The sequence below is a fragment of the Candidiatus Paracoxiella cheracis genome (assembly GCF_049348705.1).
Taxonomy (GTDB): Bacteria; Pseudomonadota; Gammaproteobacteria; order Coxiellales; family Coxiellaceae; genus Paracoxiella; species Paracoxiella cheracis.
On the sequence record NZ_CP186485.1, the window covers coordinates 807,636 to 831,105 of the forward strand.

The 23,470-nt window shown below is 42.3% G+C and carries 18 protein-coding genes and 3 pseudogenes; 6 read left to right on the plus strand and 15 right to left on the minus strand.

The window, feature by feature from the left end:
- Positions 1-592 precede the first annotated feature (592 nt).
- The 9 genes from ACJMKR_RS04285 to leuS form a co-directional block, all read right to left on the minus strand.
- On the minus strand, positions 593-2,278 hold the full coding sequence (locus ACJMKR_RS04285) for a tetratricopeptide repeat protein (protein WP_423063923.1): 1,686 nt from the start codon (positions 2,276-2,278) through the stop codon (positions 593-595).
- Positions 2,223-3,347, minus strand: a complete 1,125-nt coding sequence (gene mltB / locus ACJMKR_RS04290; protein ID WP_423063924.1) for a lytic murein transglycosylase B — start codon at positions 3,345-3,347, stop codon at positions 2,223-2,225. The genes ACJMKR_RS04285 and mltB overlap by 56 nt, the downstream gene beginning before the upstream one ends.
- A 20-nt stretch (positions 3,348-3,367) precedes the next feature.
- Positions 3,368-4,456: a rod shape-determining protein RodA gene (gene rodA / locus ACJMKR_RS04295; protein WP_423063925.1), complete on the minus strand. Its 1,089-nt coding sequence runs from the start codon at positions 4,454-4,456 to the stop codon at positions 3,368-3,370.
- Positions 4,457-4,487: 31 nt separating this feature from the next.
- Positions 4,488-6,368: a penicillin-binding protein 2 gene (mrdA, locus tag ACJMKR_RS04300; protein ID WP_423063926.1), complete on the minus strand. Its 1,881-nt coding sequence runs from the start codon at positions 6,366-6,368 to the stop codon at positions 4,488-4,490.
- 145 nt (positions 6,369-6,513) lie between these two features.
- Positions 6,514-6,864, minus strand: coding sequence for a ribosome silencing factor (rsfS, locus tag ACJMKR_RS04305; RefSeq protein WP_423064186.1), 351 nt, complete (start codon positions 6,862-6,864; stop codon positions 6,514-6,516).
- A 67-nt stretch (positions 6,865-6,931) separates the two neighbouring features.
- The gene (nadD, locus tag ACJMKR_RS04310; protein ID WP_423063927.1) at positions 6,932-7,579 is read right to left on the minus strand and encodes a nicotinate-nucleotide adenylyltransferase; all 648 of its coding nucleotides are present in this window, start codon (positions 7,577-7,579) and stop codon (positions 6,932-6,934) included.
- The gene (gene holA, locus ACJMKR_RS04315; protein ID WP_423063928.1) at positions 7,572-8,549 is read right to left on the minus strand and encodes a DNA polymerase III subunit delta; all 978 of its coding nucleotides are present in this window, start codon (positions 8,547-8,549) and stop codon (positions 7,572-7,574) included. Before holA ends, nadD begins: the two co-directional genes overlap by 8 nt.
- A 52-nt stretch (positions 8,550-8,601) precedes the next feature.
- The gene (lptE, locus tag ACJMKR_RS04320; protein ID WP_423063929.1) at positions 8,602-9,162 is read right to left on the minus strand and encodes an LPS assembly lipoprotein LptE; all 561 of its coding nucleotides are present in this window, start codon (positions 9,160-9,162) and stop codon (positions 8,602-8,604) included.
- A complete protein-coding gene (gene leuS, locus ACJMKR_RS04325; RefSeq protein WP_423063930.1) occupies positions 9,159-11,624 on the minus strand; it encodes a leucine--tRNA ligase in 2,466 nt (821 codons plus the stop codon). Before leuS ends, lptE begins: the two co-directional genes overlap by 4 nt.
- A gap of 500 nt (positions 11,625-12,124) precedes the next feature.
- Between leuS and ACJMKR_RS04330 the strand changes: the two genes are divergently transcribed.
- From ACJMKR_RS04330 to ACJMKR_RS04340, 3 genes and pseudogenes are all read left to right on the plus strand, one after another.
- Positions 12,125-13,375: a conjugal transfer nickase/helicase domain-containing protein gene (locus ACJMKR_RS04330; protein WP_423063931.1), complete on the plus strand. Its 1,251-nt coding sequence runs from the start codon at positions 12,125-12,127 to the stop codon at positions 13,373-13,375.
- 186 nt (positions 13,376-13,561) lie between these two features.
- Positions 13,562-14,649 (plus strand): IS3 family transposase gene (locus tag ACJMKR_RS04335; protein ID WP_423062609.1). Its coding sequence is split into 2 segments (ribosomal slippage): positions 13,562-13,814 and positions 13,814-14,649, totalling 1,089 coding nucleotides; the frame shifts between segments, so codons are not numbered across the junction.
- 96 nt (positions 14,650-14,745) lie between these two features.
- Positions 14,746-15,328 (plus strand): annotated as a pseudogene (locus ACJMKR_RS04340) (transposase); the annotation flags it as partial.
- Positions 15,329-15,395: 67 nt separating this feature from the next.
- Here the strand turns inward: ACJMKR_RS04340 and ACJMKR_RS04345 are convergent.
- Positions 15,396-16,172, minus strand: a complete 777-nt coding sequence (locus ACJMKR_RS04345) for a hypothetical protein (RefSeq protein WP_423063932.1) — start codon at positions 16,170-16,172, stop codon at positions 15,396-15,398.
- 72 nt (positions 16,173-16,244) lie between these two features.
- Entirely contained in the window at positions 16,245-17,183 is a 939-nt protein-coding gene (locus tag ACJMKR_RS04350) for a transposase (protein ID WP_423063933.1), read from the minus strand.
- A gap of 115 nt (positions 17,184-17,298) precedes the next feature.
- Between ACJMKR_RS04350 and ACJMKR_RS04355 the strand changes: the two are divergent.
- The 3 genes and pseudogenes from ACJMKR_RS04355 to ACJMKR_RS04365 form a co-directional block, all read left to right on the plus strand.
- Positions 17,299-17,781, plus strand: a pseudogene (locus tag ACJMKR_RS04355) (integrase core domain-containing protein); the annotation flags it as partial.
- 67 nt (positions 17,782-17,848) lie between these two features.
- Positions 17,849-18,967 (plus strand): annotated as a pseudogene (locus tag ACJMKR_RS04360) (IS481 family transposase).
- Between the two features lie 244 nt (positions 18,968-19,211).
- Positions 19,212-19,640 (plus strand): hypothetical protein, encoded by a 429-nt coding sequence (locus ACJMKR_RS04365; RefSeq protein ID WP_423063934.1) that lies wholly within the window; start codon positions 19,212-19,214, stop codon positions 19,638-19,640.
- Between the two features lie 19 nt (positions 19,641-19,659).
- Here the strand turns inward: ACJMKR_RS04365 and lnt are convergent, their stop codons facing one another.
- The 4 genes from lnt to ACJMKR_RS04385 form a co-directional block, all read right to left on the minus strand.
- Positions 19,660-21,141 (minus strand): apolipoprotein N-acyltransferase, encoded by a 1,482-nt coding sequence (lnt, locus tag ACJMKR_RS04370; RefSeq protein WP_423063935.1) that lies wholly within the window; start codon positions 21,139-21,141, stop codon positions 19,660-19,662.
- The gene (locus ACJMKR_RS04375; RefSeq protein ID WP_423063936.1) at positions 21,125-21,976 is read right to left on the minus strand and encodes an HlyC/CorC family transporter; all 852 of its coding nucleotides are present in this window, start codon (positions 21,974-21,976) and stop codon (positions 21,125-21,127) included. Before ACJMKR_RS04375 ends, lnt begins: the two co-directional genes overlap by 17 nt.
- Positions 21,973-22,101, minus strand: coding sequence for a hypothetical protein (locus tag ACJMKR_RS04380; RefSeq protein WP_423063937.1), 129 nt, complete (start codon positions 22,099-22,101; stop codon positions 21,973-21,975). Before ACJMKR_RS04380 ends, ACJMKR_RS04375 begins: the two co-directional genes overlap by 4 nt.
- 124 nt (positions 22,102-22,225) lie before the next feature.
- The gene (locus tag ACJMKR_RS04385; RefSeq protein ID WP_423063938.1) at positions 22,226-23,395 is read right to left on the minus strand and encodes an MFS transporter; all 1,170 of its coding nucleotides are present in this window, start codon (positions 23,393-23,395) and stop codon (positions 22,226-22,228) included.
- Positions 23,396-23,470: the final 75 nt, after the last annotated feature.

A 23,470-nucleotide genomic window follows, 5' to 3' on the forward strand; every position in this document is an offset into this window, starting at 1 on the left:
CGAACATCCTTGCTGGCATTTATAATGTTAATTATTATCTGTAATCTGTCGATGCGCGCCATGGAGAGCGAAGCGAAGGCGCGTATTCCGCGGTAGGCTCGGATTTTTTGCCGAGCGTAAGCGACTGCAAAAAATCTTTACGAGCCGTCAAGTCATTTGAGAGCCCGTGCGTAGTCGAGCCGTGAGGTCGCGGAGCGCGGGCGACGAGGACGTCCGCGGCTATTTAAGTTGTCGCGTATTGCGAGTCGATTATTGACAGGGATGGCAATAATCTATCACGAGCATCGCGACACGCTTGACAGTTGGCCATTATGCCAAAATTATTAAATAGATTCAAATTATTAAATAAATAATATTGGCGCCCGTCGAAATTATTTTGAAAAAATGTTTTGAGACAAAATGGGTATTTGTTTAGTGGATATAAATATTAGCATTTCAATTGTGGCAGAGAGGTTGGAGTGCCTGTTTTGCGGGCGTAAGTACCATGGAGGTATTTAGCAACCAGGGATGGTGATTCCCGAAAAACAGACACCCCAAACTTGGCTAGCACGCAATTGAAATTCCTTGCAAAATAATTTCGACAGACCCGCTATTATTTTTTAAGAACAACGAGGAACCCTTCAACGGGTTTCCCTTTTTGTTTGCGTAGGGTGATATTATCGAATCGCACCTTATTAAATTGATAATGCTTGATGAGCGATTCCAGATACGACTTGTTGTGTGCGTAGCGGATGTTTTGTTGCAAAATGTAGGATGGCTCGGCTGTTTTTTCGACCGTAAATGTAAAATGCCCGCCCTTTTTTAGAGACGCGTTGACTTTACAAAAGAGGCTGTCCAAGTCACCAACATACGTGAGCACGTCAGCGGCTATGATCAAATCAACATCTTTGAAATTATCAATGACATCTTGGATGTTGCCAACGATCACTTCATCGTAAATATTTTTTTGTTTGGCAATGTCGATCATGTTAGCGGAGATATCGATGCCAATTAACTCTTTTGCCATGTCTTTAAATAGCTCGCCACACAGACCTGTCCCGCAGCCGAGATCTACAATTTTCCATTCAGGATGATCGGCATTCGTATCAATTTCAATTGCTCGATGAATTTGTGTAGGAACTTGATAGTCTAAATGTTGGGTTAAGTGTAGGTCGTAATAAAGGGCATATTGATCAAACAAATGTTGGACATATTCCGACGGTGCTGTTTGGGGTGTTTCTTTTTGTTCTAGAGCTGAAAGTATATGTAGAATTTCAGGGTCATTGGGTCTTAATTTTAACGCTAATTGATAGTGTTCGATGGCTTCCTGCGTGCGTCCCAACTTAAGATAAATGGCAGCAATATTGATATGTGCATCGAAATACGTCGGCTTTAAGTCGAGTGCCTTTTTTAAATAGTCAATGGCATCACGATGACGTTCTTCATACATCAACAGAACGCCAATATTATAATAACTCTCTAAATGCGACTCGATTTCGATCTGGCGTAGATAATGGTTTAACGCTTTTTTGTGTTCACCCATTTGTAAGCAGGCGGTAGCTAAATGATAATTTGCCAGAGGATGCTGTGGATCTAACTCAATCGTATAAGTTAACTGCTCACTGGCTTGCGCCCAGTCCTTTACTTTTAGAAGCGCGACTCCTAGATCATGGTGGGTCTCTACATGATGCGGTTGGAGCTTTGAACGTTTTTTAAAATACTCAATAGCTTTTGTAAAATCATTTTTATGCTGATAGATATGAGCGAGTTGACCGAGCGCTGGTCCGTGATTTTCATCGAGAGAAATAGCTTTTTTCAGCTCGCTGATTGCAAAATCATAATCCTCTTCTTCCGTTAGGAGTCGTCCATAATTAAAATGAGCATTAGCAAAATCGGGTTCTAACGCAATCGCTTTTTGATAGGCTTTTTTTGCATTATTTAATTTATGTTGGCGGTAAAAACTATTGCCTAAATTATTGTAAGCCACAGCATAATTTGGTTTTAAGCTGATGGCAATGTGATAGGCCTTGGTTGCTTCGACCAACTGATCTGTGCGTAATAACACATTTCCCTTGCTATTATAAAAGGTAGCTGCTTCGGGTTGCAGTTCGATAGCATAATTCAAATACTGTAATGAGTTCGAGAAATTTCCGAGTTGTGCTTGTATAATACCAACGAGATGTAACAACTCGGGTTGATTGGGATCATCCTTTAAGACTTGTTGATAACTCTCGAGTGCCTCTTCAAGCTTTCCTTGCTGATGTTGTTGTTGGGCCTGTTCCAGAAGTTTGTTGGTCATGCGCTTTTTGGATTGCCTCACTTAATTGGTAAACTGCCATGGCATAGGTAACACGTGGATTATACTTCATGATGACTTTAAAATTATGGAAAACTAACCAATATGTTTCTCCGGTTTCATTCTGCAATTCAACGATCGCTGCTTTTTCGTTAGCAGAAATCATTTTTGTTGCCGGATGAATTCCCATTTTTTCCAGTTCACGAACGGTGATTCGTAGTCTTGGTTTATCCGAAATCAATTTTGGATTAAAAGGCTTGGCATTCGAAAATTCACTGGCAATAGGTTGATGTCTTTCCCAGCCATTAACACAGAAATAATTTGCTATGCTGACGATAGCATCTGCATCTACTTTTACAATGTCAGAATGATTTTTGCTCGCATAACCTACGGCATAGTGACGATACGTGCTCGGCATAAATTGTGGAATACCGATTGCACCTGCATAGGAGCTTTTCACGGATAAGGGCGGAAAGTTTTGTTCTTTCGTTAATAATAAATATTGTACAAGCTCTTTAGTAAAGAAGTGAGAGCGTTTTGGATACGTAAAAGCAAGTGTACTCAATGCATCGATAGCATAATAAGAGCCGGTGTGTTGACCATAATTTGTTTCTACACCAATAATGGCAACGATGATGCTTGCCGGAACACCATATTTCTTTTGTGCATATTCCAATGCTTTGGCATGTTTTTTCCAGTAAAGTGCGCCGTTTTCGATGCGTGCTTGAGTGAGAAAGTGGGCTTTATAAACATTCCAGGGTTTTGATTCATAGGGGTGAGAGATTTTATAAATGACATCTTGATTATACTTCACTTGACTCAGCAGGTGTGTCAGTTTTTTGCGATTGAAGTGATGTACTTTCACCATATAATCAATAAAAACTTCTGCTTTTTCAGAAAAATGAAGCGGCTTCGTTTCCTGATCGGGTTTAGTATCAGCGTAAGAGTTGATACTGGCAAACAGGAATGAACATGCAGCGATGAGTGTGGCGACTCGTTTTAGCAATGATGTCATGGTCTCTCTCATGATTACAAAAGGGTCTATCATAGCATGTGTTTGAATTTTTGACAAAAACCTCTCAAAGCAGGCTGTTAGCTAGACCAGAGCTTACGGTGCGTATGAATCGACATGATCATACCAAATCCCGCCATGATGATCACCATGGAGCTGCCGCCGTAGCTGATTAGAGGTAATGGTACTCCCACAACTGGCAATATGCCGACCACCATGCCAATGTTAATAAATGCAGAGATGATAAAGGTGAGGCTTAGACTTCCCGATAAAATGCGTGTAAACGTATCCTGAGCTTGGCTGCTGATATAAAGGCAGCGTGCAAAAACAGCTAAAAGAACGATAAGCAATAAAATACAACCCATAAATCCGAGTTCTTCGCCGTTAACAGCAAAAATAAAATCGGTTGAATGAGCGGGTAAAAATTGTAAATGAGACTGTGTGCCTTGGAGCCATCCTTTTCCAAATAGGCCACCCGAGCCGATGGCAATTTTAGATTGAATAATGTGATAACCACTGCCGAGGGGGTCACGCTCTGGATTTAAAAAAGTAAGCACGCGTTCTTTTTGATACTGATGCATGAAATGCCAAACGACAGGAGAACTCACGGCCGCTATTCCAATCAAACTTAAAATGAGTCGCCAACTTAAACCTGCCAAGAGTAATGCACAGAAACCAGAAGCAGCAATTATAATCGCAGTACCGAGATCCGGTTGTTTAGCGGTTAGCAATACGGGTATGACTAACAATAGACAGGAACAAATCAGAGGTGTTAATTTAGGGGGCAACTGTTTATCACTTAAATATCGTGCGATCATCATCGGCATGGCGAGCATCATAATTTCTGATGGTTGAAATTTTAAAAAACCTAAATCTAACCAACGACGCGCACCTTTATCGACTTCGCCAAAAAATAACACGGCGACTAATAGTAGCAATCCAATGGTATAAATCCACGGAGCCCACTGATAATAACGTTTTGGGGGAATGTAGGCGAATACAAACATTACGGCAAAAGCAAGTGCCAGTCGAAGTGATTGCTTGACGATGATATCGGTATTCTCATTGCTAGCGCTAAAAAGAATAAAGAGGCCGAGACCCGCCAACACAAATAAAAATACGACGAGGGGTGGGTCAATATGTAATGAGCGCCATCGCAATTGGGACATTTTGCGTTTTAATCTCGACTCGTACGAGTATTTAAGTTGATGGTGTGGGTAGCTCATTGTTGTTATCGTTTGTTGGTTGTTTTATCGGATGTTGAAAGTAATAGTTAAATATCTTACCCGCCATTCTATCAGCCATGGCGCTATGCTCAACCACTATCGCAACAGCTATTTGTGGGTTTTCAACAGGAGCAAAAGCGATGAACAGGTGATTGTTGCGTAAACGTTTTGGAATATCCGTGCGTGTTGTATCTTCGTCGCGTTGGTGACCATAAACCTGCGCTGTCCCTGTTTTGGCAGCGACGGTAAATCCATGGTGTCTGCCAAAGAAGTCTGCTGTGCCGCCGGGCGCGACAACTCCCTCCATTGCGTGGATGACAAAATCCCAATATTTAGGATGCTTGAGCAAAACAGGGGGTTCTGGAATGGGTTCTTGAGGAGTGACTTTGCCAGTCGGCGAAACTGTTTTTAGCACTAGATCAGGTTTAAACCGGTTTCCGTGTTCTGCAAGGGTCGATACCGCTTGAGCAAGCTGGATAGGGGTGATCAATAAAAAGCCTTGGCCGATGCCTGTTATGATCGTGTCACCAGTGTACCAAGGATGCCCATGAGCACCCATTTTCCACTTAGGAGTTGGGACTAAGCCTCCCAGCTCTCCGGGCATATCGATACCCGTTGGATTGCCGAAGCCGAATTTATGGAGCATATCAACCATGCGGCTAATACCCATGCCCACAGCCAGATTGTAGAAATAGGTATCGCAGGAAACAATGATGGCTTTGCGTAGATCCACCCATCCATGGCCGCTACGCCACCAATCGTGGTAGATGTGAGCGGTGTTTGGTAATTGAAACCAGCCTGGGTCATAAATTTTATATTGTGGTGTTGTGACATCATCATCGAGACCGGCTAATGCAAAGAAAGGTTTAATGGTAGAACCTGGTGCAAATTGTCCTTGGGTTGCGCGATTGTATAGCGGATGCTGTGGAGAGTTAAGGAGCTTTAAATAATCATCCTGATTGAGTCCGCTTACAAAAGGGTTTGGGTCGTAGGTGGGTTTTGTGACGAGCGCTAATATTTGTCCCGTGTTTGGCTGTATGATGACGATTGCACCGCTTTCATCGCCCATTACCTTTTCAGCTTCGGCTTGTAATTTACTGTCGATTGTTAAATAAATAGTGTCACCGGGTTTGGGGGGAATCCGTTTTAAAATACGTACAACGCGCCCACTTGCATTGATTTCTGCTTCTTCTGCGCCCATCATTCCGTGCAATTGTTTCTCATAGTATTTTTCAATGCCTGTTTTTCCGATATCATCGTCGGCATTGTAATTATCCGAGTTGACTCTTTGTAAGTCGTGTTGATTAATCCGATCGACATAACCAATCACATCGCTCGTCACATCTCCTAAAGGGTAATATCGCAGCAGTCGTGTTTGAATGACCACGCCAGGGAATCGATAGCGGTTAACATAAAATTTAGCGACCTCTGAGTCGGTTAGTTTTAATTTAATCGGCACAGGTTGAAAGTGGCGATATTGGTAAAGTATATGATGGAATTGTTTAATTTCGTTTGGAGTGATTGGAATAATTTCGTTAAGTTTTGCTATAGTTTTTTGAAGGTTGGGTACGCTGTCAGGAATAATCGCTAAAGTAAAAGAAGGGATGTTTTTAGCCAGCAGCACCCCGTTTCGGTCGTAAATGAGTCCGCGGTTGGGTTCGATAGGAATGAGGTTCAGTAGGTTGTGGCGTGATAGTGTTGAGTAGAATCGATGGTCTTTGATTTGCAAGAAAGCTAGCCGGGCAACCAACACGATAGTAAAGAGTAGGACGATGATGAGCGCCGCCAAGCAGCGGTTTCTAAAGAGGGCGGTTTCTTTGTAGTAGTCTTTGATGGCCAGTCGTGTTCGCTTCATGTTGCCATAATAAATGCCATCTTGGGTGAAAGCAACGCATTCAGGTTTTGGTGTATTGATGTGGGAGTTGTGTGTTTGGCGGACGTTAATACCAGCATTTCAATTGCTTGCCAATACGAGAAGGGGTTCGTTTTAAGAGGTGCCTTTATTCAACGTACTGTTTGCGAGCTTCTTCGGTCATGCTCCAAAGCTTTTCGAGGCTATAAAAATCTCGGATTTCCGGTAGCATGATATGGACGATGATATCGTGTAGATCAATCAGTATCCATTCGGACTCTTCTTCACCTTCAACACCCAGTGGTTTGATGCCTGCTTCTTTGGATTTCATGATGAGATTATCCGCTAAGGCGTTGGCGTGGCGTTTTGAGGTTGCACTACAGATGATCATGCGATCGACGATATCGGTGAGTTCAGTGACATCGAGCTCCGTGATTTGAAGCGCTTTGTGGTCTTCCAATGTGTCGATAATGAGTTTAGCTAGTTTTTCGGTATTCATCATAAGCGGTCAATGATATACGGATTTCCTACTGTAAACAATAAGGTCTCAGAATTTGTTTACGACGCTACTGTTCATGATATAGATGATGTTGACGAATATAGTCAATCACGGATTTTGGCAGCATGTCCTCTGGAAAATGACCCGTTGCGAAAGCCTTTCGAATCTTGGTCGCGCTAATTCGCGATTTCGAGATATCTTGAATCAAAATATACCCCGATTCTTTTTCATACAATTCATTCACTGATTTAACTTCATGCTGGGCTAATAAATCCCTCATCCAGCTTTCATCGGGTAAGGGAAAATCAGGTCGAGGTGCGATGATTAAATGACAGTAATCTAAAATCGACTGCCAATCTTTCCATTGATTGAATTTAGAAAACGCATCCGTGGCGAGAATAAAACATAATGTTTTATTTTGCATTTGTTGTTTTAATTTTTTTAAGGTGTCAATGGTATAAGAGGTTTGTTGTGTGGTGGTTTCAATAGCGTTGAGCACAAAATTTTTATACGGTGCGATCGCCAGTTTTATCATTGCCAAGCGATCTTTTGCGCTGGCGATGGGTTCGCGGTGGGGTGGATGTCCGCTTGGAATAAATTGAATTTCTGCAAAATGAAGTTGTTTTAATATTCTTTCTGCAATTTCTAAATGACCAAAATGAATGGGATCAAATGTTCCGCCAAGCAGACCAATGAGTATTTTATTTTTAGCCAATAGAGCGCTCCTTAATCGTAGCGCCTGATAAAGTGAGGCATAACGTTTCTAACTCTTCCCAAGCGCGACCGACTTTAATACCTTTAATGATATGATCAATGTGTTCGGCATGCTGTAACATTTGATTGAGTTGATTTGAATGCAAGCGTGTTAATGCATTTTTTAATAAGGGCTTGCGTGTTTGCCACTGTGAAGCGATGACTTGTGTGATGGATTGTCCTTGTTCTAATTGCATGGTCATGGAATAAAGCTCGCGGAGTTCTCGTGTAATTGCCCATAAGACTAAGGTCGTCTCAGTCCCTGAAAATTGCAATCCGGATAAAATGCGAATCACACGCTTTTGTACGCCGAGCAGTGCGTAATTAGTTAAGTCAAAAATATTAAAGCGTGCATTGTCGCTGATCACTTCGGCAACCTCTTTGGCTGTAATGAGCGTATTTGGATAAAGCAAGCGTAGCTTTTCAATGGCTTGTTGTGCTGACAGAAGATTTCCTTCAGTGAGTTCGGCCAATAAACGGATGCTATCGGCACTAGCTTGTAAATTTGCTTGTTGTAAACGTGTTGCAATCCAATTTGGCAGCTCGCGGACGGCGATTGGCCAAATGGTGATAGTGGCGCCAGCTTTATCAATGGCTTTATACCAGCGTGTTTTTTGTTGGGCTGAAGTTAATTTTGATGTAACAATCAATAATATTTTATCGGTCGGTGGATTTTCTAAATAATCCATCAGTGCATTTGCTCCTGCGGTATCAAATTTTGCTGTTGGATTTCGAATTTCTAATAACGTTTTTTCACTGAATAAGCTTAAGTTTTCTGCCATGGTAGTAAATGTATTCCAATTAAAACCTGTTTCTATGGTAAATAATTCACGCTGTTGATAACCCGCATGCTGAGCGGTAGCATAAATGGCATCTCGTGTTTCTTGTACGAGCAGTGGCACATCACCACTAACCAGATAAACGGGTAGCAACCTATTATTTTTTAAGTGGGACTGTAGCTGATTAAGATGTAATTGCATTTTGTTATACTGAATGTTTGTGTCGGTTCAAACCTTGTCTGTAAAATGCTTTATTCAAAGCTTTCCATGTATTCAGGGCAGTTATTTGATTATATATCAATGTAACCATGCTGCGGGTAAGTTCGCGTTTTAATAAGTCTGTAGCATCGGGTGTGTATACTTGGTTTGCATTTTGTAATACCGAACGAGAAATGTGTAGCGTTTTTGGACCAACAATAACTTCGCCATTGCGTTTGGTGATCTCAAAAGTAGTCCTCAGAGTGTAGGAATAAGAGGTTGCATTACCACTGTAAATAATAGTCGGGATGTTGGCAGTCATTTTGTTGTTAATAATGCGTAGTGTTACGGGTGCTGTTTGTGGAGTTTGGGTGATGTGAACATTTATAGACTTCAATGTTCTGCGTAACTGGACTGTCAATGGACTGTAAGGGTTAGGGCTATCTAAATAAAGAGTACGCAATTGAGGTGGTATGTCTTGTATAGTTTGTGAGTGAAAGCCGCAACCCACCAAACTAAAGATGACAGTGCCAATAAGAAAAAATAAAAATAATTTAACCTTTGTCATACCACGATGTTAACCAGTTTTTTAGGGACAATGATCACCTTTTTAAGCTGTTTGTTGAGGAGGTGACGTTGAATATTTTCTTCGTTTAATGCCGTATTCTCGATAGTGGCTTTATCCGCTTCAGGGGGTACCTGAATGTGACCCCTTAATTTGCCGTTAATTTGTACCACCATATCGATATGGCTGGCTTGAACAGCCCGCGAGTTATGTTTTGGCCAACCTGCGTGCAAAATATTTTCACCAAAGTTTAGTTCTTGCCATAATTTATGTGAAATGTGTGGTGTTACCGGCGCTAACAAGCGTAGCAAAATACTTAAACCCTCATCGATGAGATATTTTTCTTCATCGTCATCGGGTGATAATTTCACGATTAAATTTAATATCTTCATGCAAGCTGAAACGACGGTGTTAAATTGCAAACGCTCCATATCTTGATTAGCTTGTCTTAAATAATCGTGTAATTGTTTACGTTTTTTTTGTAATTCAGGGGCTTCGATAGGGTTGTGGTTTTTTGAAAGCTGTTGCTCATTCACGACTTGCATTGTTTCACACACTTTGTGTGAAAAAGACCATAGTTTTTTCAAGAAGCGATAAGCGCCTTCAACACCAGTATCAGACCACTCAAGATCTTGCTCCGGTGGGGCAGCGAACATTGCGAATAAACGGACGGTGTCAGCACCATATTTTTTAATCAGAGCTTGTGGCGCGACAATATTGCCTTTCGATTTTGACATCTTGACGCCGCCTTTGAGTACCATGCCTTGTGTTAATAAACGAATAAAAGGCTCACTAGAATTTAGCAGGCCTTGGTCGCGTAATATTTTATGCATGAAGCGCGCATAAAGAAGATGCATGACTGCGTGTTCAATGCCGCCGATGTATTGATCAACGGGCGTCCAATATTTTGCGCGGTCATCCAACATGGTTTTTTCTTGATTGCTGCAACAGTAGCGTGCGTAATACCAAGACGACTCAACGAAAGTATCCATGGTGTCTGTTTCGCGTGCGGCTGCTTTGCCACACTTAGGGCAAGTCGTTTTATAAAAACTTGTTTTAGATTTTAACGGTGATCCATGGCCGGTGGGGATCACATCTTCAGGCAAAAGCACTGGCAGGTCCGCCTCCGGGACGGGAACAATGCCACAGTGTTTGCAGATAACCATAGGGATCGGGGTTCCCCAATAACGTTGCCTCGAAATACCCCAATCACGAAGACGATAATTAATTTTTTGTTCTCCGAGTTTGTTGTTTTCAAGGTATTCTTCGATGACGTGAATCGCTTCTTTTGAATTAAGGTCATCAAATTGTGCGGAATTAATTAATTTACCTTGGCCGGTGTAAGCTGCAGTTTGAAAGTCCCAATCAGGTTGTTCAGGAGATTCAATAACCGGCTTTATCGGAAGACTATATTTAAGCGCAAACTCATGATCACGTTCATCGTGTGCGGGTACTGCCATTACAGCGCCCGACCCATATTCCATTAGTACAAAGTTGGTAATCCAAACGGGCAGTTTTTCTTTGGTGATAGGGTGGGTTGCGTGTAATCCTAAAAATATACCTTCTTTTTCTTGAGTAGCTACTTCGGCCTCAGCCACTTTTGTCGTTCGACATTTTTTTAAAAATGCGGCGATGTCTTTGTTGCTTTCAGCCGCTTTAATGGCTAAAGGATGTTCTGGTGCAATGGCAACATAAGTGACACCCATAATCGTGTCTGGGCGCGTTGTAAAGATTTCAATTTTTTTACGGTGTTTTTCGATAGCGAAGTTCGCAGTGACACCTTTAGATCGGCCAATCCAGTTGCGTTGCATCGTGATGACTTGTTCGGGCCATTCTTTAAGCTCGTTTAAGTCGTTTAATAGTTCTTCGGCGTAGTGGGTGATACGTAAAAACCATTGTGATATTTTGCGACGCTCGACTAAAGCGCCAGAGCGCCAACCACGGCCATCGACCACTTGTTCGTTCGCTAGAACAGTTTCATCAACGGGATCCCAATTTACGACGGCATCTTTTTTATAAGCGAGTCCTTTTTCATAGAGTTTTAAAAAGAGCCACTGCTCCCAGCGATAGTAGCTCGGATCACAGGTGGCGATTTCGCGACGCCAGTCGTAGGCAAAGCCCAGTTGCTGGAATTGCTTGCGCATTTTTTTGATGTTCTTACGGGTCCATTCAGCGGGCGATAGCTTGCGTTGAATCGCTGCGTTTTCGGCTGGCAAGCCGAACGCATCCCAGCCCATGGGTTGGAGTACGTTTCTGCCTTGTAGAATCTGATAGCGGCTGATGACATCGCCAATAGTGTAGTTGCGGACGTGACCCATGTGTAGGTCGCCGCTGGGGTAGGGAAGCATCGATAGACAGTAGAATTTTTCTTTGCTTAAGTCTTCTTTGACTTCAAAGCTATGATTTTCGGTCCAATATTCTTGCGCGGCCTGCTCGATTTCGGCTGGCTCATAAGTTTCATTCATGTGGTTTTTCTTCCTTTCCAGAGATCAAGGCTAGTGAGTCTAGGATACCTCAGTGTTAGATTTCTGCAAGAGTGAATCCCTTCAGTACGTGCTCCCTGGATGTGGAGCGCCATCACGTGTGTCATCTGTTTACTAGCTGAGCTTAGGGTAACTGTTTTTCAGGAATTGCCTTCCTTGGCTGCTAAGTACATCCCTGGTACTTACGCCCGCAAAACAGTAATCCTAATCTCTCTGCCGCAATTGAAATGCTATTCGATTAGCTCAAATCGGATTTTCGTCCACTTTACTTCAATAGAGGAGTAATTCATGGTCTGCGTATCATAAGTACTTGATAGTATGTCTTGATTGAATCGAAATTCGAAGCCTGAAACCTTAAGGAAACATTAAATTTGTTCAAAAGTTGACTAATTTGGGGTATCAGCTTATTCTCCTCATGTGACAAGGAACATCTTGATTAACAGTGGTTCTCGGAGAGAAAATTGCTTCCAGGATGGGATTCAGTGTTTACAAAAGGCACAACAGACAAGACCAAAACTTTCAAGGTTCAGGGTTATAAACCTGGCAAGCGTATACCTGTATTTCCAGCCCCTTCGCTATTGGCAGATAAAAAACATCAGTTCTTTCTTCAACAACTCCGTGAGTTTTGTAAGCTTCCACAAGAGCACTTTGAGCTGCTTTACAAAAAATTTGTTCACAGCTTTGTTGAATTCGTGCAGGTCTTACCGACGCAAAATGATAGCCCCTTATGTGGATTAATGAATGATGGTCTGCTTCGTGGCATTAATTTATTGCAGCAGTTAACACTTAGTTATAAAGATGCATCTCCGCTTGAAAGATATGCCGTATTTACGGCAGCAGTACTCAGAGATGTGGCGAATGTTGTCGTCAATCAAAAAGTATTTATTACCGATGAAGAAGGTGCCACGGCTAAAGTATGGGAGCCCTTTGAAGGTTCATTGGAGAGTGATCAAGAAGCAGAATTTTATAAAATAATACCGTTATCGTCGACATACCATCGTATCAGTCATTCCGTCACACCGATGCTTGCAAGACAGTTATTGCCCAAACTAGGATTCGCATGGATAAGCAGCGATGCGCAGATTTTTGCAGATTGGTTGGATGCCTTGTTGGGTGATGACGCAGAAGGTGTTGGGCGCGTTGCGCATACGATTCAGTTGTTCAAGCATAAATCGCCAGAAAATTTATTGATGGAGTCGTTGCCTGCGGTAACAGTGGCGATGGAGGAGTCGCCTGCAACAATTTATGGTGATCGTTTTTTTGAGTGGCTAAAAAACAGTATCGCGAGAGGGGAAGTAAAAGTTAACACTTCCAATGCTTGCGTGCATGTGACACAGCAAGGCGTTTTTATTGAAAAGGGCGCCATTTTTAAACAATATGTCGATTTACATGTCGAAGTGCCTGTCAATATGTTTTCGGTTTACCAACAGTTTGGAAATTTGTTTGGTTTAACAAAGTTAAGTGGTATTGATTATCGTATCGAGCAGTTGTTTTCGGAGTATCCTGATTTTTCGCAAAGTAAAAATAAAATAGGTTTTGCGAGCCCACTTTCAGCACGTGCGAATCAAGTTCGTGAAGGCGTGATGATTGCCGATCCCAGTTTGATTTTTATGAACGGTGAAGTGCCATCGCCGACGCCACATTTGAAGTCTTGGCCTGCCTCACAGCGTCCACAAAATATTCCTCAGTTTGTGTCACCGCAGTCTGACCCGAATTCAAAAAATAAAATGTAATGAGTTTCAATTGCTTGGCTAGCCGAGCTCTCTGCCGCAATTGAACGCTATTTAATTAGCAAAAATAAATTTCTAGAGATGCCCTTAATATTGACCTTTCCCCCAAAATTAACACGGTAATCCCCCCACAAATTAGAGGTACTTAAAAGTAGAATTTTCTCGTAAACTAAACAGAGGAGATTCAAGATGAAAAAATCGAAGTACCCAGACAGCCAAATCATTTCGATACTGAAGCAAGCTGAAGGTGGAACACCCGTTCCCGATCTGTGCCGAGAGCATGGTATAAGCAATGCCACGTTCTATAAGTGGCGAGCCAAGTATGGTGGGATGGATGCATCCATGATGACGCGCTTAAAGGAGCTTGAAGAGGAAAATCGTCGCCTGAAAAAAATGTATGCTGAAGAACGCTTAAAAGCCGAGATCATTCAGGAGGCTATGCAAAAAAAGTGGTAAAGCCATCTCAGCGCAGAGAGATGGCAAGGAATTGCGTTAAGAATAAGAAAGTAAGCATCCGAGTTGCTTGCAAGGCATTTGCTATTAGTGAAACATGCTATCGTTATGAGCCGCTAGTATCGGATGAAAATACAGTGATTGCAGACTGGCTTATTCGGCTAACGAGCACATGGCTTAACTGGGGTTTTGGACTTTGCTTTTTATACTTACGTAACGTCAAAGGCTTTGCCTGGAACCACAAACGTGTTTACCGCATTTATCGAGAACTAGCGTTAAATCTAAGAATAAAGTCTAAAAAACGCTTCATGCGACGTAAACCAGAAGCGCTATGCACTCCAGACTCAGTAAACCAAGTATGGTCTATGGACTTTATGCATGATCAACTGGGCGACCAAAGATCCTACCGCTTGTTTAATGTTATTGATGACTACAATCGAGAAGGGCTTGGGATTGATGTTGACTTATCGCTTCCAGCTGATCGCGTGATACGAGCCCTTAATCAAATCATTGAGTGGCGAGGCAAACCGATTGCGCTGCGCTGCGATAATGGACCTGAATACATTAGCGGTAAGCTAATGGAATGGGCAGAAAAGAAAGGTATTGAGCTTTTTTATATTCAGCCTGGAAAACCCCAACAAAATGCGTACATTGAACGTTTTAATAGAACAGTGCGATATGACTGGCTTAACCAAGATATTTTTACAACGATAGAGGAGGTTCAACAAAAAGCCACCCGTTGGCTCTGGCATTATAATAACGAAAGACCTAATAGGGCGCTTGGTGGAATAACGCCAAGGCAAAAGCTGCTTCAAGCAGCATAACAAATTCTACTATTTTACACCCCTAAAAATGGGGGGATTACCACACCATGACATGGATGAGATTTCCAATTATTCTACGACCGAGGAGATCTCAACATGAAAAAACGTTATACAGAAGAACAAATCATTAAAGCGATCAAAGAGCATGAAAGTGGCGCTAAGGTGGAAGACCTGTGCCGTCGCTTAGGCATATCTGGCGGTACTTTTTACAATTGGCGTAGCAAGTATGCTGGCCTAGAGGTTAACGAAGCTAAGCGCCTGCGAGAGCTGGAGTCCGAGAACAATAAGTTAAAAAAGCTGCTGGCTGAAAAGATGTTAGAAAATGAAGCGCTCAAGGATGTTGTTTCAAAAAAGTGGTAACGCCTGCTAGCAAGAAGCAGGTTGTTTGTCACTTAATGAGCGCCTTTAAGCTGAGTGAACGAATGGCCTGCAAGCTAGTCGGGCTAAGTCGAACGGCTTACCGTTACGGACCAAAAAGCGACGAGACGAGTTGATTAGAGCTCGATTAAAAGAATTGGCAGCTCAGTATTCTCGGTATGGTTATTTAATGCTTCACAGCCTCTTAAAAGCAGAGGGGCTTGTCATGAATAAGAAAAAAACCTACCGGATTTACAAAGAAGAAAAGCTCCAGGTGCGTACAAAAAAGCGTAAAAAAATACAGCGACTACGATTAGTGATTTGGACTTTGGATAAATAAAATCCCTTGCCAGTTAGGACAATAATCAAAAAATGTGAGTTTCTAAATCTTAAGCTGTTTTTTGCAGCAATTCGTAGAATTTCTCAGGTGTAAAATTTATTTTATCCAACCATGATTTTACTATCCCAATCAAATCCTCTATTTTTTCAGGGTCTGAGTTTTGCGTCTTTTCTTCAGTCCTCTGAATCGTTTTAATTTTTGAGTTGCTATTTTTGAAAATAGCAGGATGTCGCGTGCGTTTCCCCTGCGTATCACCTTTGGTTCTGCCTTGCGGATTACCGCGTGGTTTGCAGAGATTAGCAGGCGTGCCAACGGTATCAAGCACCGTAGAAAAACCCCGTTGCGTTTGTGAAGGGGTCGCAGTTATTGATGGTTTTTCGTTATCCACTTGGAAGCTCGGCAAATACCGCTCCCATTTTTTCGGTAAAATCGGGGCAAGATTCCTCGCTAGATAAAGTTGCGTATACGCTAATGCTGTCATCCGCCACCAATCTTCTTCGTGCTTAACATCCGGTGTTTGGTATCGGTCAAATAACAGTTTGTCTTTACCAAAACGAAAGTAGTGTTCAATGTCATAGCGTCTATCGTAATAGTGATAGGCTTCTAATGCTGTGATTTCATTACGTCGTTCACCAGCGAGTCCTAACCAGAGTGGATTTTTATATAAAGATTTACCGTTAGCATCAACCGCAACCAATTGCACAACAGTAACAGGATGCTCATACGATGCGCGCCATGGAGAGCGAAGCGAAGGCGCGTATTCCGCGGTAGGCTCGGATTTTTTGCCGAGCGTAAGCGACTGCAAAAAATCTTTACGAGCCGTCAAGTCATTTGAGAGCCCGTGCGTAGTCGAGCCGTGAGGTCGCGGAGCGCGGGCGACGAGGACGTCCGCGGCTATTTAAGTTGTCGCGTATTGCGAGTCGATTATTGACAGGGATGGCAATAATCTATCACGAGCATCGCGACACGCTTGTCCTTTAAATTGCTTTGAACCACGCAGTAATTGGTCACGCCATATTTTAATCTCCAATTGGTAAGTTTTGCCACTGCGGGTTGTAATGGGTTGCTGCACAATCTCATCGGATTCACGGTGAGTCGTGCTGTCGTTTAGTTTCATCGCATCACCATAGCGTTTTATACTTCCTGAGGTATTATCTTCTATTGATGCGGGCGCGAAAACATTACGGGTACTGTTAAAACGGAAAAGATGTACCCAATTGGGATTTTCGCTAACCAGTTTACGGCAAGCTTCTGTACCATATTTTGAATCAGCCACGCTAACCACCAATTTATGAGTAAGCGCTAAGTCTGCAATACAACGGTTAATTTGCTGCATCCCAACTACATTGCCTTTTTCATCGCTTTTAACGCGCCTCGTATCCAGTGGAACTAACCAATGCTTTTCTTGAGCTGCACCATCATTGGGCAATAGTGATACCGTTGAATATTCATGTCCAATGGTAATCGGTTTGTTACCCGGTGCTGGATTAGGGCTGTAAACCACATGGCGATCTTCAACACAGTGTGCACTTTGACGCGACTGTGGTGTCGTATCCGCAATAATGATCACACGGTCATCGCTATGACTCACATGTTCATATTGTATTTTCATCATGCTATCCCAACAATTTGCTACCGACAAACCATCGCTAATCGCATCGGTAATACTACTGTATTCACGTTCAAAGTATGGCGATTCACATAATTCTATGGGTGTTTTGCAGCGATGGCCATGGCTTGAAAGGGCATCGAGTAAATTCATATTGGCATCGCGTCGCGCGGGGAAGATGTTGTAGAGGAATGTACGGAATTGTTTTAGTTTTTCTGTCGCTAACATCGTTTGTTCCTTATTTTATTTTTTCGAACAAACGTTGTTTACAACGTAAAATTTTTTTTCGGTTTCTATGTCAAGCAATTTTTAATTATTTTTATAAATTTATCCAAAGTCCAAAGTGATGTCATCACCGACTCAGAGAAATGAGCGTTGGTCGATGGATTTTGTTTACGATCAGCTGGCCAATGGAAGGCGTTTTCGTGTGCTAAACATTATCGATGATTTTAATCGTGAACTTATTGGCCAGCTAACAGCATTTTCTATATCAGGACGTCAGGTGGCACGCTTCCTAGCAGAGCTTAGTGAGCAACGCAGGCTGCCAAAACAAATTGTTTGTGATAATGGTACAGAGTTTACAAGCAAAGCAATGTTCTTTTGGTCCAGGGAAAACAAAACCAAGCTTGCTTTCATTCAACCTGGAAAGCCAACTCAGAATGCGTTTGTTGAAAGCTTAAATGGCAAGTTCCGCAACGAATGTTTAAATCAACACTGGTTTCGTTCAATTGAAGAAGCCCGACATGAAATCAACCAATGGAGAAAGCACTACAATACTAAAAGACCACACAGTTCATTAAATTGCAAACCTTCAGACTTGATCTGACACTCCTGGTCAGTTAGAGTAAAATTTAATTGACCAACCTTAAACAACCAACACGAGGAGTGTCATTATGACCAGTGTATCCGAAAAGATTATCAAACCCAAATTAGGTTTACTAGAGCTGTCTAAACAATTGGGAAATGTTTCACAAGCCTGCAAGGTTATGGGTTATTCACGCGACAGTTTTTACCGTTTCAAAACACTTTATGAAAATGGTGGCGAAGAAGCACTCCATGATATGAGTAAGAAGAAACCGAATGAAAAAAATAGAGTGCCGTTACATGTAGAAGAAGCGGTAATTGCTTTGGCTATTGAAAACCCAGCGTTAGGTCAGGCACGTGCGGCCAATGAATTACTGGCGCGAGGCATTATCGTATCGAGCAGCGGAGTTCGTTCGGTGTGGCTACGTAATGATCTAGAGACTTTTAAGAAGCGACTAAAAGCGCTTGAAGCGAAATCGGCGCAAGACGGTATGTTATTAACGGAAGAACAATGACAAGCATTAGAAAAATCAAAACGAGAAAAAGAAGCGCACGGCGAGATTGAAACAGAACACCCAGGTTATTTAGGTTCTCAGGATACGTATTATGTTGGCACGATGAAGGGCGTTGGCCGTATTTATGAGCAGACTTTTGTCGATACCTATAGCAGAATCGCTTTTGCGAAGTTATACACGGAGAAAACAGCGATGACGGCAGCTCATTTATTAAATGAACGTGTATTGCCATGGTTTAATGAGCAAGGTATCCGATTGCTGCGTATGCTCACGGATCGCGGGACGGAATATTGTGGAAAAATTGAGAACCACGCCTATCAACTTTATTTAGCAGTTGAAGACATTGACCATTCGAAAACACGCGCACGTTCTCCGCAGACCAATGGTATTTGTGAACGTTTTCATAAAACGATTAAACAAGAATTTTATGATGTTGCTTTTCGAAAAAAAATATATCGTTCCCTAGAAGAATTACAACAAGACGTTGATGCGTGGATCAAAACATATAATGAGGTCAGGCCCCATTCCGGCGAGCGTTGTTATGGAAAAACACCCATGCAAACTTTTCTTGATGCAAAGCATTTGGCACAAGAAAAAGAATTAGATAAACTATGTAAAACTATTCCAAGCGTGTCGGCAGATGAATTGAATAAGGCGCACAGTAATCACGACACGCAACTGGTAGAGGAGTAATTAGAATCCGATCTATCGGACAGAAAATATGTCCGATAAATCTCAACTGTCAGATCAAGTCGAGAGTTCTACAATTAAATTATATGCCGCCTATTGAATTTGCGAAACAGGCTGCTTAACATGAATATCTCATCGGTGTCCTGGTACTAGTTTAGGGGGAAGGTCAATATTTTTTAATAATTCCCTGGTAGACTAATTTTCACTATAAATTTTTTTATTATTTTACCAAAGGTGGATTATTTGTATGTCTGATTCTCTTGAAGCTCAAGATAAAATTACCAAAGAAGCCGAAAAGATTTTAGAAAAATTAGTGCCCAAAACATCTGAAGATATAAAAAAAGCGATTGCTCAATTGGAATTTATATCTAAAATGATAGAATTAAACAATGAAAATAGTATTGAATACAAACGCCAGCCTTACGAGAAAGATTGCAATGATTTAATAGAATTACTAAGAAACTCTTACGACAATCCTAATGTTAGGGTTTTAATTTGCCTTGCCATTTTAAATAAAATTTTGGGTCTGACTTACCAAGAAAGGCAAACAGTAAAAAATGAGGAGGCAGGAAAAAGTAAATATTCTGCTGGTATTTTTAGATCACCGGATAATGGTTATGCTAGTGATAGTGATGATATGCAAATAAACCAAAGCTGTAGATGTGTATTAATATAAATGATACGGTTTAAATTTACTAAAGCACAAACCCGAGTATTAAGAATAGCACAATTAGGGCTAAAATCGGATAATAATTCCATCGCATCAAAGGGGTTTTGCCGGTAATTGCTTGCGCGTTGCCGGTTAATACCAGGCGTTGATTAATGGGGGCGACGTTTTGTAACTTGCCGCTAGGGCCAATAATAGCCGTAATGCCTGTATTATTGCCGTAAAGCAAATAGCGGCCGGTTTCGAGTGCGCGCATTTGTGCAATCTGCAACTGTTGGGGTGAGGCGATGGAATTACCAAACCAGCTATCATCGCTGATGGCGACAATGATTTGTTTATTGCGCACGGAATCAAGCACCTCGATAGGATAGGCTATTTCATAACAAAGGAAAGGCGCGATCGGTATGTTACCCGCGTACGACGTGGGTTGCTTCCAAGGTCCGGGCGATAAATCCGACATGGGAATATTGATGTAATTCATGAGCGGTAAGAATATCGTTTGCAACGGGACATACTCGCCAAAAGGAACCAGCATGCGTTTCAAATACGTGCCATGACCATTGCCGAGCACAATCATGCTATTATAATATTGGCGTGTCTCAGCATTTGCCGTAAAAATTCCTAATATCAAAGCAGTATCATGCTGTTTGGCTTCGCTGCTCATTAAATCAAAAAAGACCGGGGCTTGTTGTTGCGTGATAGGAATGGCAGCTTCGGGCCAAATGATGATATCGCTATCCCAGTGTTGTTCCGTTGCATTTTTATAAACTTTAAAAATATGTAACAAATAATTGGTATCCCACTTCATGCCTTGGGCAATATTGCCTTGCACCAGGCTGACTTTTAGCGTTTTGCCAACGGGTTTGGTCCAATGGAAACTTGAAAAACCAGCGCCGATGCCCAATAAAATAATAATATAAGCAACGCACGCGATTTTAAGTTTGACGTTTTTGTGAATAAACAACAGTAACAAACACGCACTGATAAACGTAACGATCAACGAAACGCCGTAAATGCCAAATAATGGCGCATACCCTCGTAAAATGGAGTCTATTTGACTATACCCTAAGAATAACCATGGAAAGCCGGTGAATACCCACGTACGTAACCATTCCCATAATACCCACATGGCTGGAAATACGAGTAGGCATTTGATTGCCAGACGCGTGCGTTTAAATAGCCAAGTGAATAAAAGGCCTTGTGTCGCGGGAAAAACTCCCATGATTAATATGAAGAGCGCGGTGATGAGTCCCGCCAGGGGTGCGGGAGATTTACCGTAAACATGAATGCTGATGTAAACCCACGATGCTCCGACGGCATACAAGCCAATGCCAAATAACCAACCGCGCCAAAAAGCTTGCCAAGGGGTTGAGCGCAGCCAGACAAAAAGTAAAAGGGCTGGGCAAATAAAAGCGAGTGGATACGCATGAAATGGAGCAAAGGCAAGCGGCAATAGTGCGCCTGCAATTAATGCTAGTAACATTAATAGTACATTATTTAGATGCTTCATGAGCTACTTTCGTTAATCGCAATAACTGCATTCGGCGTTTGCTCGCTAAGACGACAGTAATTTTAAACGAATCAATCATGATAGATTCGCCACGAGTTGGCATGTGACCAAATTGTTGCATGATGTAACCACCAATGGTATCAAAATCTTCATCATTGATTTCTGTGCCAAAATATTCGTTGAATTCATCGATCGGTGTCAATGCTTTTATGGTAAATTCATTTTGATTAAGCTGCTTAATATCCGGTTCTTCATCGGTGATATCGTACTCGTCTTCGATATCACCGACGATTTGCTCCAGCACATCTTCGATAGTAATCAACCCAGCGACACCGCCATATTCATCGACAACGATTGCCATATGATTGCGATTCATGCGAAATTCTTTTAGCAAGACATCCAGCCGCTTGCTTTCCGGGATAAATACCGCAGGGCGCACTAAATCTTTCATTTGAACATTAGCTTGTTTTTCTTCGACCGTGTATTGCAGTAAATCTTTGGCCAACAAGATGCCGATAACATCATCACGACTTTCACGAATCACCGGAAATCGGGAATGCGCAGAATCTTTAATGATGGGCAGAGCCTGCTGCGGTGTTGCATCGTGTTCGACGACTGCCATTTGAGCCCGTGGAATCATGACGTCGCGAACCTTCATTTCGGACACCTTAAGTACACCCTCGATCATGCGTAATGCTTCTTGATCCAAAAGCTCGCGCTCTTTGGCATCACGCAAAAGATCTTTCAACTGCTCTCGATCTTGGGGCTCTCGTAGTAAGGCGTGGCTTAGACGTTCTAGCCAAGATTTATGTGGGTGAGGGTCATCATCGTTCATAAAGTAATTATAGCAACATCTTTCGATGCGCGCCATGGAGAGCGAAGCGAAGGCGCGTATTCCGCGGTAGGCTCGGATTTTTTGCCGAGCGTAAGCGACTGCAAAAAATCTTTACGAGCCGTCAAGTCATTTGAGAGCCCGTGCGTAGTCGAGCCGTGAGGTCGCGGAGCGCGGGCGACGAGGACGTCCGCGGCTATTTAAGTTGTCGCGTATTGCGAGTCGATTATTGACAGGGATGGCAATAATCTATCACGAGCATCGCGACACGCTTGGTGTTTTGGGTATGGCAAAGGTCAGGATGAATGATATAACTAAAACGGCTGGCAAGACAAGTAAGGCATATCGATACGCTTGGATAGAGTAAAGGTGGACGCCGGTAGTCGTCAGCGTGCCTTTCCACTGAATATCTAACAGCAAACCGATGAGCGGTTGGAAAATGGCAGCGCCAACAGTCACCAAAAAATTAGTGGATGCTGTGGCAACACCGGTTGTGCGTGGTGGGCTGATTTCGCGTGCAATTGCAAAAACCAATACTTGAGGTGCGACAAATAAACCGATTAGAAAGAGTAAAACATATATAGTGACTTCGGATAAATTATTCACATAAATTAATATTATCCTTAGGGCAAGAGTTACAATGATGCCGACAAAAAGCGGGAGGCGTCTGCTTTTCATCGTATCCGATATCCAGCCCACGATGGGGCTACCTACCGCAGTACCAATAAAAATCAATGAGGCCGCTGTTGCGCCATCGGCAGGTGGTAAATGATAACTTTGGATTAAAAACGCAACTCCCCACAATGATGCGAAAACATTAATAGGCAAAAATAAAAAACAACCCACGATACCATTCATCCAGAAATGCCAATTTTTTAAGATTTCGAGCATCCGTTTCATCATAAAAGACCAACTTTGATAACTTTTGGGAACGGATTTCACCCAATGTGGTTTGTCACGAATAATTAATACCATGAATATCGCTAAAACGAATCCAATAATGGCAGTAATATAAACGGAATAGCGCCAGCCAAAAGAAATGACCATGCGTGACAAAATGGTGTCAGCAGAAACGGCACCGATCGTGCCGAGTCCGGTTGCAATGCCGCTAAATAAGGCAAATTGTTTTTGAGGTAGCCAAAGTGCGGCAAGTTTTAAAGCACCGATAAATGCAAATGCTGAACCGATTCCCATTAATATTCGTCCGGCGTAAGCCGCAGGAAGATTGACAAATGAGGCGAATATCACCGCGCCGATAACGCACAGTATAATGGAAAGGGTTAATGTCCAGCGTACGCTGTATCGGTCAATAATAATGCCAGTTGGTATTTGCAGTGGCGTGTAAGCGTAATAATAAAATGCAGAAATCAAGCCGATTTGTGTAGCACCGACACCATAGGCTTTCATTAAAGGATGGATCATGACACTGGGCGTAACGCGTAAGAAAAAATCATAAGCGTAAAAAAGGGCGGCGAGCAAACAGATGATCCATGGGAT